This is a genomic window from Acinetobacter courvalinii (assembly GCF_014635545.1).
Lineage (GTDB): Bacteria > Pseudomonadota > Gammaproteobacteria > Pseudomonadales > Moraxellaceae > Acinetobacter > Acinetobacter courvalinii.
In genome coordinates, this window is record NZ_BMDA01000001.1 from 1,716,930 (window position 1) to 1,733,294 (window position 16,365).

At 40.7% G+C, this 16,365-nt stretch carries 13 protein-coding genes and 1 pseudogene; 4 read left to right on the forward strand and 10 right to left on the reverse strand.

The features are described 5' to 3' along the window. Positions 1-42: 42 nt before the first annotated feature. The 4 genes from IEV39_RS07835 to IEV39_RS07850 all read right to left on the reverse strand — a co-directional run bounded on the left by IEV39_RS07835 (position 43) and on the right by IEV39_RS07850 (position 3,931). Positions 43-1,209: an ATP phosphoribosyltransferase regulatory subunit gene (locus tag IEV39_RS07835; protein ID WP_005284781.1), complete on the reverse strand. Its 1,167-nt coding sequence runs from the start codon at positions 1,207-1,209 to the stop codon at positions 43-45. A gap of 177 nt (positions 1,210-1,386) precedes the next feature. After that, the gene (locus IEV39_RS07840; protein WP_005284778.1) at positions 1,387-2,481 is read right to left on the reverse strand and encodes a hypothetical protein; all 1,095 of its coding nucleotides are present in this window, start codon (positions 2,479-2,481) and stop codon (positions 1,387-1,389) included. A 70-nt stretch (positions 2,482-2,551) separates the two neighbouring features. Continuing rightward, positions 2,552-2,866, reverse strand: a complete 315-nt coding sequence (locus IEV39_RS07845; protein WP_005284776.1) for a hypothetical protein — start codon at positions 2,864-2,866, stop codon at positions 2,552-2,554. A gap of 39 nt (positions 2,867-2,905) precedes the next feature. After that, positions 2,906-3,931, reverse strand: a complete 1,026-nt coding sequence (locus tag IEV39_RS07850; RefSeq protein WP_005284773.1) for a type I glyceraldehyde-3-phosphate dehydrogenase — start codon at positions 3,929-3,931, stop codon at positions 2,906-2,908. A gap of 257 nt (positions 3,932-4,188) precedes the next feature. Between IEV39_RS07850 and alaS the strand changes: the two genes are divergently transcribed. The 3 genes from alaS (at position 4,189) to csrA (ending at position 8,727) form a co-directional block, all read left to right on the forward strand. Further along, a complete protein-coding gene (gene alaS / locus IEV39_RS07855) occupies positions 4,189-6,879 on the forward strand; it encodes an alanine--tRNA ligase (RefSeq protein ID WP_171067872.1) in 2,691 nt (896 codons plus the stop codon). Positions 6,880-6,945: 66 nt separating this feature from the next. Then, positions 6,946-8,226 carry an aspartate kinase gene (locus IEV39_RS07860; RefSeq protein WP_005229607.1) on the forward strand — a complete coding sequence of 427 codons (1,281 nt, stop codon included), beginning with the start codon at positions 6,946-6,948 and terminating at the stop codon, positions 8,224-8,226. 237 nt (positions 8,227-8,463) lie between these two features. Continuing rightward, on the forward strand, positions 8,464-8,727 hold the full coding sequence (gene csrA, locus IEV39_RS07865) for a carbon storage regulator CsrA (RefSeq protein WP_004771563.1): 264 nt from the start codon (positions 8,464-8,466) through the stop codon (positions 8,725-8,727). A 56-nt stretch (positions 8,728-8,783) separates the two neighbouring features. On the opposite strand, the pseudogene rnhB reads toward csrA, so the two are convergent. Both rnhB and IEV39_RS07875 read right to left on the reverse strand, forming a co-directional pair. Further along, a pseudogene (gene rnhB / locus IEV39_RS07870) lies at positions 8,784-9,356 on the reverse strand (ribonuclease HII); the annotation flags it as partial. Between the two features lie 36 nt (positions 9,357-9,392). Beyond that, positions 9,393-9,776, reverse strand: a complete 384-nt coding sequence (locus IEV39_RS07875; RefSeq protein ID WP_004771561.1) for a hypothetical protein — start codon at positions 9,774-9,776, stop codon at positions 9,393-9,395. 225 nt (positions 9,777-10,001) lie between these two features. On the opposite strand from IEV39_RS07875, the gene IEV39_RS07880 reads away from it, so the two are divergent. Continuing rightward, positions 10,002-10,559 (forward strand): cytochrome b, encoded by a 558-nt coding sequence (locus IEV39_RS07880; protein ID WP_005284762.1) that lies wholly within the window; start codon positions 10,002-10,004, stop codon positions 10,557-10,559. A 56-nt stretch (positions 10,560-10,615) separates the two neighbouring features. On the opposite strand, the gene IEV39_RS07885 is transcribed toward IEV39_RS07880, so the two are convergent. The 4 genes from IEV39_RS07885 to IEV39_RS07900 form a co-directional block, all read right to left on the reverse strand. Next, positions 10,616-11,614: an adenosine deaminase gene (locus IEV39_RS07885; RefSeq protein WP_005284758.1), complete on the reverse strand. Its 999-nt coding sequence runs from the start codon at positions 11,612-11,614 to the stop codon at positions 10,616-10,618. 112 nt (positions 11,615-11,726) lie between these two features. Continuing rightward, positions 11,727-13,046, reverse strand: coding sequence for an NCS2 family permease (locus IEV39_RS07890; RefSeq protein WP_005229589.1), 1,320 nt, complete (start codon positions 13,044-13,046; stop codon positions 11,727-11,729). 329 nt (positions 13,047-13,375) lie between these two features. Then, a complete protein-coding gene (locus IEV39_RS07895; protein ID WP_005284754.1) occupies positions 13,376-13,561 on the reverse strand; it encodes a hypothetical protein in 186 nt (61 codons plus the stop codon). A gap of 308 nt (positions 13,562-13,869) precedes the next feature. Next, positions 13,870-16,059 (reverse strand): TonB-dependent receptor, encoded by a 2,190-nt coding sequence (locus tag IEV39_RS07900; protein ID WP_005284750.1) that lies wholly within the window; start codon positions 16,057-16,059, stop codon positions 13,870-13,872. Positions 16,060-16,365: the final 306 nt, after the last annotated feature.

Consider the following 16,365-nt stretch of genomic DNA (forward strand, 5'->3'; position numbering starts at 1 on the left):
TCATGCTGTTAAAATTGGAAACCAAGTCTTAAAACCCGGCAATTAAATCTTTTCAATCACCCACTGACCATTTTGAGACACCATCTGATGGGTCGCATAGGGCACTGAGCTTAAATCATCATTACCTAACAGTTGCACCACACGTAAACCTTGGCTACGCGCATCTACAATTGCATTGAATAAATCTTGTTGATTACCTTTTGGCGCGACAACAGTTTCGATGTCGACAAACTGTGTTGCACCTAGTGCATATAAGTCACAGCTAAAACCGGTTGCTGGACGCGCACGGCCAAAGTGTTCGCCAATACCGTCATATCGCCCACCTTGAGCCAGTGGCGCAGCACGATTTGGTGCATAAATGGCATACATCAAGCCCGTGTGATAGTGGTAACTACGTAGTTCAACCACATCGATACCTACATTCAGATTCGGCCAGCTTGACTGAATTTGCGCTAATGTTGTTTTCAATGCATCAAAGGCAATCTTGAAATCAACATCGTTTAAAATTTCCTGGCTTAAATGTGCCTGCAATGCATCCAGATCACTTGCATAACGACCTAAAGCATAAAAATCTGCACCCATAGCCAAACTCTGGGTAAATTCTTCCAGCTCCGGCAAGGCTTTACGCTGATATAAGTCAGAAAGTTCACTTTCGGTATTTTTATTCAGGCCCGCATACTTCACCAGACTACGGAATAAACCGACGTGACCCAGATCTAGATGCGCTCCTTCAAGCGTATGCGTGTGCTCAATTAAAGCGAGCATCACATTGACCATTTCTACATCAGCTTCGATGCTGTCATGACCATACAACTCTGCACCTAACTGTAAAGGCGCACGCGTTGCATTAAAATTCTGTGGTTTGGTATGCAAGACTGAACCTGCATAGCAATAACGTGCCACGCCTTCGACTGGACGTACATGGGCATCAATACGTGCAACTTGCGGTGTCATATCCGCACGAACGCCAAGCAAACGGCCTGACAGCTGGTCAATGACCTTGAACGTAACTAGATCTAAATCTTGATTCGATTCTGAAAGTAAAGACAACGATTCAATGTATTCGATAAATGGCGTATACACCAATTGATAACCTCGAACTGCGAGGAAATCTAGCGCTTCTCTACGCAATGTTTCAACAACTTGCGCTTGTTCGGGCAATACATCTGCTACCCCGTCAGGGAGCAACCACGTCTCTGAAATGGTCATGTTCCAAACCTAAAATCTGTTCAATGTGGAGGCATCCACACAAAAAGCAACCACATAAAAAAATCGGGTGAATGCCCGATTCAGCGTAGTGTAGCACGAAGATTTATGTGATGCACCTTCGAATTTGCATAAATCTTTATAGTTTCATAATCCGTCTATCTCAACTCGAATATAAAATTAATGATTAGATTCAACAGATTGAGTGTTTACATTTGAAAGTCTCGTCGTTGTTCTTATCCCTAAGAACTGCCCAACATCTGAACTATCGCCTTGCTTCCAGTTGATCAGATTCAGATTTTTGAGTGTGTTGACTGCCTGAGTATTGAATGCAAAACAGCCGTTCTCTAATTTGGCATTATTCAATCGTTGATTTTGCTTTATCCATAAATCAATTGGGCTATCTCCACCTTGATAAGGATGACTTTTTTCATAGGCTAAATGCTTGTCCGCATCCCATACATGACTAGAAAAAAATTGGCTATTGGTACTTTGATTTTCACTATTTCCTAATCTACTGTCTATTTCAGCTGTCTCTAAGTTTTCCAATCCAATCAGTTTATAACCATGCCACTGAGTATCCAAAATTCTGAAATATTTCTTATCTTCACCCAGACTATTATATCGATCGACAATTTGCCGCTTCTGCTCATTAAAAGTTGGAGAATCAGAGAAGGAAAAATAAGACTCCAGATAAGCTTGGTTCCACTGGCTCTGTTTTAGCCGATAACAGTAACTCCCTTTAGGAAATACAGCATCTTTATAAGTGGAATAAAATTTAATTAAATTCTGGTCAAGTCGCTCAGGGTTGGCTGTTAAATCAAAATGCTCTCTATAACCCGGCATTACCCGATCAAAAATATTTTGACCTTCTAATTTTACCAGTTGAAAGTTTAAATTCTGCTTAAGTTCAGGTGTCCGTTCATAGAGCCATTGTGTAGAGGATAGCCGTTTCACGATATGCGATTGTGGCGTACCTTTTGCTATCACTTTTGTTTCAGTCAATATCTTCTGCTCTAACGGCTCGTTATGTGACTTATTAAAATTAATCTGATTATTCTTAATAAAATAGTTTGTTATCTCAAAATAGTCTTCAACAATATTGTCAGTAGGTTTGGGTTCCTGATAATAAACTTGGTAAAGCACATCTTCCTGAGTTGGTTTTTCTTCAACTTTAGATTGGTCATTATGACCAGAGCCTCCACCACCACATGCCGATAGCAGCAGACTGCTTGCGAGAATACAGATACCCTTGTTTTTAAAATTCGACTTCATAAAATCACTTCATATTATTTTTTTATAAAAATCATATTATATAAATCAACCACATCATACAAAATGTATTTTAATGGCTCTTGTTACTACCTTTAACCATCATTTCTAACACATTCACCAATTCAACATTCTGCTTTTCTAATGCAGCCATATTTGCCACGGTCCGATCCAGCACTTCCTGTTGCACATGCATTTTCTTGGCAAGGTCCTGCATAATTTCCAGACTCTTTTTAAGATGCAACTCTAAATGCATAACTTTTTCTTCAAGATGCAAAACTTGAAGGTCTTGGTTTTGTACGTCTACATTTTTAAACTGAAACCAGAATAAAAAAGCCACCGCCACCAATAAAATAACAATAAATCCCCAAATCAATATCAATGTCATTGAATACCCCACATTATTTTTTATATCTTATTTAAAATATTAAGTACAAAAAGATTCACACAAATCCAGCAAACGATTTGCATAACCCCACTCATTATCATACCACGCAAAAACTTTCGCTTGGTGTCCCACCACCATGGTTTGGGTTAAATCAACAATTAAAGAATAAGGTGAATGATTAAAGTCACTCGACACCAGATCCTCATCTGTCACTTGCATAATCTGCGCATAATCAAACTGAGCCGCTTTGCTGAGAACTTCATTGACTTTATGTACGGTAATGGGTGAATGCGAAACAAAAGTAAGATCAATCGCTGCCACATTAATGGTCGGTACACGAATAGAATAACCGTCAATCCGGTCTTCCATTTTTGGCATGACCTGTTTTAGCGCACCTAATGCACTCGACGTTGTTGGAATAATATTTTGCCCAGACGCACGTGCTCGACGCAAATCCCGATGCGCATGATCCAGCACTGACTGATCGGCTGTAACCGCATGAATTTCTGTCATTAACGCGGTATCAATACCAAAGGCATCATCAATAATCTTAACCAGCGGCACTAAAGCTTGCGTGGTACACGATACGCTGGAAATGATCTGATCGCTTGCTTTCACCTCATTGTGATTGACACCATAGACAATCGCAGCATCTACAGAGTCAAAAGGCGCCGCCCCAATAATCACACGCTTCGCACCTGCCTCGACATGACGGGTTGCATCGACACGTGAACGGAATAGACCGGTACATTCCAGTACTACATCAATATTTAAATCTGCCCAAGGCAATAATTCAGGTTGCTCTTGCTTCAGAACTTGTAGTTTTAATTGGCGTTGATTGGACTGAATGTTCAGAAAAATACATTCATTTTCAATCAGAATTTCAACTTGTCCGGCAAAGCGACCGTGCGTGGTATCGTACTTAAATAAATGCACCAGCGTCTGAACATCGGCCACATCATTAATCGCAACGATTTCAAATTGAAACTGTTTTGAACTTTCAAACCATGCACGTAATACATTCCGACCAATTCGACCAAATCCATTGATAGCGATACGTTGCATGTAGCGTCCTTATTCATCAAAACATCATCTTTTCTGTGCTATATGGTAAAACATCAGTTGCCCTATTGAATATAGATTTTTAGCTTAAACACAGTTTTATATGATATTGCTTGTAAAATCGTTGGTGAGGCGGGTATTTTCCGTTATAATTTAGCACTTTTAAAATCTATGCCACGCACCGGGTTCGATTGTAAAACTTTAAAAACAACGTACCTTGTTGCATATAGCCAAATTCAAAATTATGGAGTGTCTTGGTTGTGAGTACTCGCTTTATGACATCAGCTGAAATCCGTGAAGCATTTTTGCGTTATTTCGAATCGCAAGGGCATACACGCGTCGCGTCGAGTTCTCTCGTTCCCGCCAACGACCCAACGTTGCTATTTACCAATGCTGGTATGAACCAGTTTAAAGACTGTTTCTTAGGTCTAGAAAAGCGCGATTATGTCCGTGCCGTTTCATCACAAAAATGTGTCCGCGCAGGCGGTAAGCATAATGACCTCGATAACGTAGGTTACACCGCACGTCACCATACCTTCTTTGAAATGTTAGGTAACTTCTCTTTCGGTGATTACTTCAAACAAAATGCGCTTAAATTTGCCTGGGAATTCTTGACCAGCGAACAATGGTTAGGTTTACCGAAAGATCGTTTATATGTCACGGTTTATCACACTGATGATGAAGCCTTTGATATCTGGAATAAAGAAATCGGTCTAGACGCAGATCGTATTATCCGTATTGGAGACAATAAAGGCGGACAGTACGCATCAGATAACTTCTGGGCAATGGGTGATACAGGTCCATGTGGGCCATGTTCTGAAATTTTCTATGATCATGGCGATCATATCTGGGGTGGCTTACCGGGCTCACCAGAAGAAGATGGTGACCGTTTCATCGAAATCTGGAACAACGTTTTCATGCAGTTCAACCGTACTGCGGATGGTGTGATGCACCCTCTTCCAGCACCTTCTGTCGATACAGGTATGGGCTTGGAGCGTATTTCTGCAGTATTGCAACACGTTAATTCAAACTATGAAATTGATTTGTTCCAGCACTTATTAAAAGCAGCGGCTGAAATCATTGGTTTGGATACCACTGCGATTGAAGCTGAAGCGAAAGCACAAAATAAACCGGTTGAATACCCTGCTTCTTTAAAAGTGATTGCAGACCATGCACGTTCATGCTCATTCCTGATTGCTGATGGTGTTAATCCTTCAAATGAAGGGCGTGGTTATGTGTTGCGTCGTATTATTCGTCGTGCAGTCCGCCACGGTAACAAGCTCGGTGCGACCGGTTCATTCTTCTACAAGATGTTGCAACCGCTGATTGAAGTGATGGGCGATGCTTATCCAGAACTTGCTGCACAGCAAGCACGCATTGAAGCGCAACTACTGAAAGAAGAAGAGCAATTTGCGAAAACACTTGAGCAAGGCCTGAAGTTACTTGAAGCTGAATTGGCTCAACTGAAAGGCAATGTCATTCCAGGTGAAACCGTATTTAAACTGTATGATACTTATGGTTTCCCAACGGATTTAACCGCTGATATCGCACGTGAACGTGACCTTACCATTGATGAAGCTGGCTTCGAAGTTGAAATGGCTGCACAACGTCAACGCGCACGTGATGCAGGTAAATTCGCAGTTGACTATAACAGCATTGTCAAAGTTGAAGGCGAAACTCAGTTTGATGGCTATGACGCGACTCAAGGCCAAGGTCAAATTGTTGCGATCTACAAAGATGGCGTTCAGGTTGATGAAATTAACGAAGGTGACGAAGCACTTATCGTTCTAAATCAAACGCCTTTCTATGCGGAAAGCGGTGGTCAGATCGGTGACACAGGTATCTTCAAGAACGATACCGGTATCTTCGAAGTACAAGATACCAAAAAATCTGGTGGTGCTTTTGTCCATCAAGGTATCGTCACCATGGGTAACCTAAAAGCAGCTCAAAATGTTGAAGCAACGGTGAAAGCCGACATCCGTGCTGCAACAGCGCGTAACCACTCAGCGACTCACCTTCTTCATGCTGCTTTACGCCAGATTCTTGGTGAGCATGTACAACAGAAAGGTTCTTTGGTTGCAAGTGACGTTTTACGTTTTGACTTTGCCAACGATCAACCTGTTTCATTTGAACAGTTGCAACAGATCGAGCGCTTAGTTAATGCTGAAGTAATTGCAAATACTGCGGTAACCACTGAACTGCTTGATATCGACACAGCAAAAGCCAAAGGCGCAATGATGCTGTTCGGTGAAAAGTATGGCGAAGAAGTTCGTGTATTGTCGATGGGTTCAGTGATTGAAGAGAAAAACTTCTCAATCGAACTTTGTGGCGGTATTCACGTGAAGCGTACGGGTGATATTGGCTTGTTCAAAATCACTTCTGAAGGTGGCGTAGCTGCGGGCGTTCGTCGTATTGAAGCCGTGACGGGTACCAAAGCAGTTGAAGTGGTTCAAAAAGCTGAAACTGATATCCAAACCATCAATGGCTTGTTAAAAGCACAAAAAGATCAAACCGTTGAAAAAGTTGAAGCGATTGTCGAAACCGCTTCTAGCCTGCAAAAGCAAATCGAGCAGCTAAACCAAAAATTAGCCAGCTTCCAGGCGGCTGATCTGTTGGATCAAGTAAAAGAAATTGCGGGTCGTCAAACTTTGATTACCACTGTACAAGGTTTGGATGCCAAATCATTACGCAATCTACATGACAGCGTAAAATCAAAATTGGAAGATGCAGTCATTATTTTAGCTGGTGTTGATGGTGATAAAGTGAGTTTAATCGCCTCTGTCGCTAAACAATATGCTGCAACTCTAAAAGCAGGTGACATCATCAAACACCTGGCTCAAGAGCTGGGTGGTAAAGGTGGTGGTAAACCTGACTTAGCACAAGGTGGCGCGCCACTTAACGAGAAGTTTGATCAAGTGATGGCAGCATTACCAGCCTGGCTTGAGCAATAAACAAAACTTCACTTTTGTGTAACTGACCCTGATGCCTCTCAGGGTCATGGCTTATATGGAACAACTATGGCATTAATCGTTCAAAAATATGGCGGTACCTCTATGGGTACTCCTGAGCGCATTTTAAATGTTGCTCGTCGTGTCAAGCGCTGGCATGATCATGGTCACAAGGTGGTCGTGGTCGTATCTGCAATGAGTGGTGAAACCAACCGCTTACTTGCGCTTGCCAAAGCCATTACCAGCACTCCTGACCCACGTGAATTAGATCAAATGGTGTCAACGGGTGAACAAGTAACGATTTCCATGTTAGCTATGGCACTGAATTCAATTGGTGTAGAAGCTAAATCATATACTGGTCGTCAGGTTGGGATCAAAACCGATAGCGCGTTTACCAAAGCACGTATTGAATCGATTGATACTGACGTGATGACGGCTGACTTAGATGCAGGCCGTGTAATCGTTGTTGCTGGCTTCCAGGGTTATGATGCCAATGGCAATATCACAACGCTGGGCCGTGGTGGTTCTGATACTTCTGGTGTTGCCCTTGCAGCAGCATTAAAAGCAGATGAATGCCAGATCTATACCGATGTGGACGGTGTTTATACCACTGACCCACGTGTAGCGCCAAAAGCGAAAAAAGTCGACCGTATCTCTTTTGAAGAAATGCTTGAAATGGCATCTTTAGGTTCAAAAGTTTTACAAATTCGCTCTGTTGAATTCGCAGGCAAATATCAAGTGCCATTACGCGTATTATCAAGCTTTGATAATGAAGATGATGGCGCATTTGATGAAGATTTCAAACAAAACGTAGGCACACTAATTACGACTGAGGCAGAAGACGACATGGAACAACCAATCATTGCAGGTATTGCATTTAACCGTGACGAAGCAAAATTAACTATTTTGGGTGTTCCTGACGAGCCAGGTATTGCTTCTAAAATCTTGTCACCTATCAGTAATGCCAACATTGAAGTGGATATGATCATCCAGAATGTTGAAGAAGATGGTACGACTGATTTCACTTTCACGGTCAACCGCAATGACTTGGCGAAAGCAAAAGCGATTTTAGACCAAACTGCTAATAGCATTGAAGGATGTGAAGTTGTAACCCGTGATGACATCGTAAAAGTCTCAATCGTGGGTGTGGGTATGCGCTCTCATGCAGGCGTAGCGAGCAAAATGTTCACTGCACTAGCTGAAGAAAGCATTAATATTCTCATGATTTCTACATCAGAAATTAAGGTTTCTGTGATCATTGAAGAAAACTACCTTGAGTTGGCAGTTCGTTGTTTACATACAGCTTTCGGCCTAGACCGTGAACACGGCGAAAGCAGTGCTCGTGCTTAATTAATAGCTGCTTAAACATATTTACTTGTGAGTAAATAAGAAAAAAAACAGAGCCACTATAGTTTTTTTTATAGTGGCTCTGTTATATTAGCCCTGAGGTTTTTAAGAAGATTCTCACAGAACTTACGAAAAAGAATGTTTTTTACATATTTCTGTTAGAATTTTCTGTATATTAGGCTGTGCTTTCGAACAATGAATTCCCTGTCGCAAGTTTAAGCGTTTAGCAAGGAGATAAACATGCTGATTCTGACCCGTCGTGTCGGAGAAACATTAATGATTGGGGATCAAGTCAGTGTTACTGTGCTTGGCGTAAAAGGCAATCAGGTGCGTATTGGTGTAAATGCTCCAAAAGAAGTTTCTGTGCATCGTGAGGAAATTTACCAACGTATCCAACATGAACGTGCCATGCATGAGCATCTGCAACATCTTGATCAAGATTATCAACATTCTTATGAAGAAGATAATAACGAGTTCCCTCGTCATAATAACTTCAACCGTTAATGTGCAGAATTCTTTTCTGAACAATTAAAGCGACTATTTATAGTCGCTTTAATTGTTTATAGACCTAGTGCTTTTTTCACAGGTCCATAACTGCGGCGGTGTTGATCAATCACACCATGGGCCGCGATCGCTTCAAAATGAGCCTTGGTTGGATATCCTTTATGTTTGGCAAAGCCATAGTCCGGATATTGCTGATCAAGCACCTGCATCTGGCGATCACGTGTGACCTTGGCCAGAATACTGGCTGCACTGATTTCGGCATGACTTGCATCTCCCCCGACAATTGCTTCACACGCAATCGTTATTCCTTTTGGAATCTGATTACCATCCACAATCACTTTTAACGGCTGGGTATGCAAGCCTTCTACCGCACGACGCATTGCCAGAAAAGTCGCCTGTAAAATATTAAACTCATCAATTTCAGCATGGGTTGCTTCAGCAATTGACCATGCCAATGCCTTTTCCTGAATTTCCAAGAATAATTTTTCGCGCTTCTTCTCTGTTAGTTTTTTAGAATCATTTAAACCTTGAATCGGATTATTTGGATCTAAAATGACGGCAGCGGCAACCACAGAACCCACTAAAGGCCCACGTCCCGCTTCATCTACACCCGCAATTGTCATACTACTTCTCTCAAAATAGGCTGATGACTCAGCCTGATCTTATTAACCTGCTTTTTTAAACGTTTCCGCCACACATGCATTTACAGTTTGTGAAACCACTTGAGTCACAATGGTTGCACGAGCAGTAGGATCAATGGCAGCTGTCGCCAATTCAACCGCTGTTACGCTGTTTGGTGCTTTTTCGCTAACACAACCACAGACTTCAGTCTGGATATTTTCACGTTGTTCAGCAGTCATTACACGTGTTGCTGTTTTCCAAGCTGGTAAGGTATTAATCTCATTAATACATTTCGCATTTACCGCAACTTTTAATGCCGCCATACCCAATTGCTGAGAAGTCGCGCCAGCCGAGTTACTGCCATCTGGTGTTACACATCCTGTTAGGGCTAAAACAACAGGGGCAACAATAAGTACCAACTTTTTCATGATTTCTTACCTGTATCTAAATTTTTGGCAGGCGTATTGTGCCTAAATGAGTGGCTTTATGATATGACTCAGCGCAAACTTTACATAATATAACAATTATAACTGAGCAAAATTTTGTATGACCGTTCTAAGCATAAAACGCTCCGTTACATTTCCATTGTATGAGAAATAACAAGGTGTTATTAGAATTAAAATATCCATTTATAAAAATGCCAGGATGTTGCAATGTCAACCTCATCACAATATTACACCCGTACAGCACAAGTTATTCATTGGCTCATGGCTGCAATTTTTATCACTGCCTGGCTGATTGGTTTTTACAGTGGTAATTTTCTGAGCTATGAGGTTGATGGCAGCTTTAAAGGCGACGTCATCACCCTACATAAGAATATTGCCACGACTATTATTTTCTTGGTGGTGATCCGGATTTTCTGGCGCTACACCCACCCCGTTCCGCAACTGCCAGACACCATGTCACCCATGATGAAAAGCTTGGCCCATGTCGGACATTTCTTGCTGTATTTAATGTTATTAGCTTTACCTATTACCGGCTGTTTATTTAGCTGGAGTGCCGGACACCCTGCACCGGTTCTGTATTTATTCGAAATTCCACGCTTAGTACAGGACAACCCTGATCTGATGGCCATTGTTAAACCCATCCATATTTATCTTTCATGGTTTGCGGGTCTATTGGTTGCTGGTCATGCTTTAGCGGCCATCAAACATCATGTAATTGATAAAGATAATGTACTACTCAGCATGCTACGCCAGCCTAAAAAATAAAATGTCCAGATAATAAAAAAACCGCTTAAAGCGGTTTTTTTATTATACGAAAACAATTAAAGCATGTTGACTTCAGCAATCCACTTTTGCTTTTCTTGATCCGAGATAAATGAAGCTTCAAAAGAGTTAATCGCAAGCTGCTTTAATTCTTCATTGCTCAGCTCCAGCGCCTGCTGAATGGCAATGAAGTTATCATTCATATAGCCACCGAAGTACGAAGGATCATCTGAGTTCACTGTCACGTGAACACCTTTCTGTAATAAACGGCGAATGTTGTGATCAGCCATATCATTCACAACACAAAGCTTTAAATTACTTAAAGGACAAACGGTTAAAGGCATCTTTTCTGCAATCAGACGCGTCATCAGTTGTTCATCTTCTTCCGAACGTACACCATGGTCAATACGATTGACTTTAAGCAAATCCAGCGCTTCCCAGATGTATTCTGGTGGACCTTCTTCACCTGCATGCGCAACGATTAAGAAACCTGCTTTACGAGCTTTGGCAAATACACGCTCAAATTTCGAAGGAGGATGCCCCACTTCACTTGAGTCCAGACCAATAGCAATAATGTCATCTTTGAAAGGCAATGCTTGCTCAAGCGTTTCAAACGCTTTTTCTTCGCTCAAATGGCGTAGGAAGCACATGATCAATTGGGAACTAATGCCCAACTTCTCTTTTGCATCTTTACAAGCACGTTTAAGACCAGCCAATACCGTTGCAAACGCTACCCCACGCTCGGTATGCGTTTGCGGATCGAAGAACATTTCAGTATGTACAACACGATCTTCAGCAGATTTTTCAAAATATGCCCAAGCAAGGTCATAAAAATCCTGCTCATGTACCAGCACATTCGCGCCGGCATAGTAGATATCTAGAAAAGATTGAAGATTGTGAAAGTTATACGCCTGCTTCACTTCTTCAACAGATTGATAAGGAATCTGAATCTGATTACGCTGTGCAATTGCAAACATCAGTTCCGGTTCGAAAGTCCCTTCAATATGCACATGCAATTCGGCTTTGGGTAAGGCACGAATCAGCTCGATTTGATTCATATAAACTCCACGTCTAAAGAAAAAAGGGTGTTACCAAACGGACACCCTTTTCGGGTTCTTTGCTGGAATAACAATAGCAGCAAAGAATAATGTAAAAATGATAAATCTTGGATTAGCCGCCAAAAGCAGCAAATTTAAATACCCAAAGTGCTGCGATGATCCAGACCATATACGGTACAGTTTTCGCTTTACCTGTAAATAATTTCACCAATGCGTAGCTAATAAAGCCCATGGCAATACCATCAGCAATTGAGTAGGCAAATGGCATAAATACAATGGTTAAAAATGCAGGTACTGCTTCAGTAATATCATCCCAGTCAATATTGGTGATCCCCTGGATCATCAACACACCAATGAACAATAAAGCAGGTGCGGTTGCAAAACCTGGTACAGATTGAGCCAATGGCGCAAGGAATAAACAGCTTACAAACAAGAATGCGACCACAACAGCGGTCAAACCTGTACGACCACCTGCAGCTACACCTGACGCAGATTCAATATAAGGTGTCGTTGATGAGGTACCTAAAGCAGCACCCGCAACAATCGCAGTTGAATCGGCAAATAAGGCTTTTTTCAAACGTGGCAATTTACCATCCTGCAATAAACCTGCACGATGCGAAACCCCTACCAGTGTCCCTGTACTATCAAATAGATCGACAATAAAGAAAACAAAGATGACGCCGACCATACTGGCTGTAAACAGACCTTCAAAGTCCATTTGCATAAAGGTCGGTGCAATCGAAGGAATCTCGCCAACCACGCCCTTAAATTCATTTAAGCCCATTAAGGTTGCAATCGCAGTCACCGCCAAGATACTGATAATGATAGCGCCACGTACCTTAAACTGATGCAACACCACAATGAGCAGGAAGCCGAATAAGGCAAGCAAGACGGTTGGCTGTTTAATATCACCCAGTCCAACCAAAGTTGCCTGATTGGCAACAATAATGCCTGAGTTCTTTAATGCAACCAAAGCCAGAAACAAGCCAATACCGCCACCAATGGCAAATTTAAGTGACATTGGAATCGCATTGACAATTGCTTCCCGGATTTTAAAGAAGCTGATGGCAAGGAAAATAATCCCTGAAACAAAAACCGCAGCGAGTGCTGTTTGCCAAGGCACACCCATGCCTAAGCAGACAGAATAGGTAAAGTAAGCATTCAAGCCCATACCAGGTGCCAGTGCGATTGGATAATTCGCAATAATCCCCATGACCAAACAGCCGATTGCAGCAGCCAGACAGGTCGCAACAAACACCGCTCCGTGATCCATCCCTGTTTCAGAAAGAATGAGCGGATTTACAATAATGATGTAGCACATGGTTAAGAATGTGGTTACACCTGCCAAAACTTCTGTTCTAAAGTTAGTTTTGTTATCGCTTAATTTAAATAAGCGTTCTAACAAACCAGCTGAAGCATTAGGCGTTGTCATAACATAGCACCTGTTAAAATCTAAGATCGTAGGACGTGAAATCTATACTCTTGTGCGGCAATCTTTTTTGAATTTGCACAAAAGAGTACTCGAAGCTAGAAAGCAATCTATATGCCAGCTTGGTACTTGTTACATAGACAACATGTATAAATTTAATTTCGCTATCAAAACGTAAAAAGCCGCATATCTTGATGCAGCTTTTTATTTAGTGGTAAATATTTTAACAGATTCTATTTAAAACTTGCGCATCGCCAAGCAAAAAAAGACCATTTAATCGACGATCCCAAGTAAACCACTGCATTACCAGCCCCATACCTGATCAATGCCTACTAATTATTTGGCTTATATGAAGACAGTTGGTTGCGGGGATCGTGTTGAATCGTATCCAGGCTATGCTCTGCATCCTGTACAATCTTCATGAGCTCTTGGCGCTTTTTGGTTTGTGCATCGACATAGGCAACATAGCCTAAAATGACAATGGCAAAGCTTACAAGCAAACTAAGTGTAATCTTCATTATTATTATCTCTATTTTAATGTTTTCTTTAATACTAGCAAAAAAGTATTAAACCAGGTACAAACAAGCATAATAAAACCAAAAATGAGAACCACATCACAATTATACAGTTATTTTTAAGTTTTATCGCTTATTTTTCATACAATTAGATATTAGAATATTACCGTAATTTAAGCAATAGCATTTTATATAATTCAATAAGATAGATATGGATTACATCTTTATTTACATGGTCTATTTTATTGACTGACAATAAAAAAGCACCTCTGCTAACATAGAGATGCTTAAAAGAAAATCAACCCACTTATTTAGAATTGGTAATTTAAACGCACCAAGAAGTTGCGTGGAGTGCCCGGCATTGACTCTGAGCGCCAATATTCTTTATTAGTCAAGTTATTAACGGCTAAAGTAATATTCCAAGGGTTAGCACTGTAACCAATCGCAGCATCAACACGGTTAAAACCATCAACAGCAATTTGGTTATTCACATTTGTATAATATGAACCTACGTGAGTCACACCAACTTCACCATACAATTGTTCTGTTGGTAAATAGCGAACAAACAAATTACCTGTATTTTTTGAATTAAGTGCTAATTGATTATCTACATTTGCAGGTGTTCTAACATCTTTTTTCACTTTAGCATCTGTATAGCCGTAGCCACCACGGATAAAGAGATTGTCTAATACTCGACCAATAAAACTAAATTCTACCCCTTTAGATTCATGTTGACCTGCAACAGCCCAATCATCAGGCTTTTCAGCATCAGGTAAATAACGAATATTATTTTTACGGATATCATAAACAGAAAGCTGTGTATTTAAACGGTCATTTAACCAATCACTTTTAATACCCACTTCATACTGTTCATTGTATTGAGGTTCTGCATCAAAAGTATTTAATTTACTATCAGCAGAAACAACGCTCAAACCAACACGCCCACCAAATGGTGCAAAACTCTTACTATATGATGCATAAACGCTCTGATGCTCTGTTGGTTGCCACACCAAGCCAATATTTGGGCTAAAGCTTTCACCATCGATACTACGTTTATGATTTATATCATCTGCTGCCTTAAGTCGATTGGTTGTTGTTGTATCATAGTAATCATAACGACCACCTAGCATGACTTTAAAATAATCATTAAAACTGATGAGATCTTGGATAAATAAACCATAACCTTCACCTTGGTTATAGTTATGTGTATTAATTAATAAATCACCCGTTCCTCTAGAGCTAGTTCGTTCACCGGTTAAAGGGTTTACATAACCATAGATAGGAGAACCATCTTTATTTTTGTTCGCTAATAAAGGTTCACGTTGCTCATAAGTCCAATCTGCACCTACCAAAAGATTGTGTTTTATGCGCCCAGTATCAAATTCACCACGAATATCAAAGGTATTACTTGTTGTTTTATTATCAGTTTTTTGCCAGTAATAAATTTGTGAAATATCACCAACATGCCCTTTACAAGTACCTGCATTTGAAATCTTGGTATCTTCTGTAGCGCAAAGGCCACCTAAATAAAAATGATCAAAATTCTGTTCAGTCTGACGATAACTCACCGCCCAATGGAAATTCCAATTTGGTGCAAACTCATAGTTCAAGTCAGAACGTGCAACTTGCAATACATCATTGACAAAATCGCCCTGTTGCGCAAAACCAGTTTTTATTGAGGTACCTTTTGGAAGCGATGTATATGACGGTCCACGATCAGGAACTCGATGCAACTTGTCATAGGTATATTGCATGGTCCAAGTTAAACCTTCATCATTTTTATAAGTAAAACTTGGAGAAAGCATTTCGATTTTATTGTCTATACCTGAACGGAAACTATTCGACTCTCCGTATTCACCTGTCAAACGTACCGCAACGTTGTCATTCAGTACTTGGTTGAAATCGACTGTGGTACCATAATTATCATATGATCCAGCATAAACACCAACAGAACTTTTAGAATCAAAATTGGCGAATTTACTCACCATATTGATCACGCCACCACCCGAGCTACGCCCATAAAGTACAGATGCAGGGCCTTTTAAAATTTCAATACGTTCAATATTTGCAGTACTACGACGAACTTGACCGCTTTCACGAATACCATCACGATAGATATCGCCCGTATCTGCATTAAATCCCCTTAAGTTGATACCATCTCCACGCATGTCATAACTGGTAGAAACGCCTGGCGTACCTTGCAACATGACACTCAGATCATTGGCACCATAAATTTTGTACTTTTGCACATCAATGGTATCGATGGTCTGCGGAATATCTTTTTTCTTCAAACCATTACGGGTGACACTTGCCTGCTCATAATCGATATAGCTCTTGATCGGATCAAGTTCACTCATCGCTTCAATTTTAATGGTAGGCATCACTGCCGTTGGCGTTGTTGCTTCATCTGCAAATGCATAATGCGCTTGCAACATCATCACGGTTAACAAACTCAGCTTAAAAGCAGATTTGCTGTTCCCACCCAAGTGAAAATTACTCATAAAACTCTCAAAAAATTCAGACGAAAAATTAAAAACAAATTAAAAAATATAAAACATTACAATTTTAATAAAAATCATTCTCATTTTCACTATATTTTCTACCAATCCAATTTTTTAGTTGTTTTCTTAAACAACCTAGACAATTACCAAGGCTCTACTCAACCTAAATCAGACGCAAATCCCTCTACTCTACACTTAAAAAGACATGAACCATCTAAGTGTAGCTACAGGAGAAATTGCCCAAATATTCAATAAAGACTTAGCTCGAAAGTGCTAGAATCAGCCCATCTAGCCTTCAATTGTTTT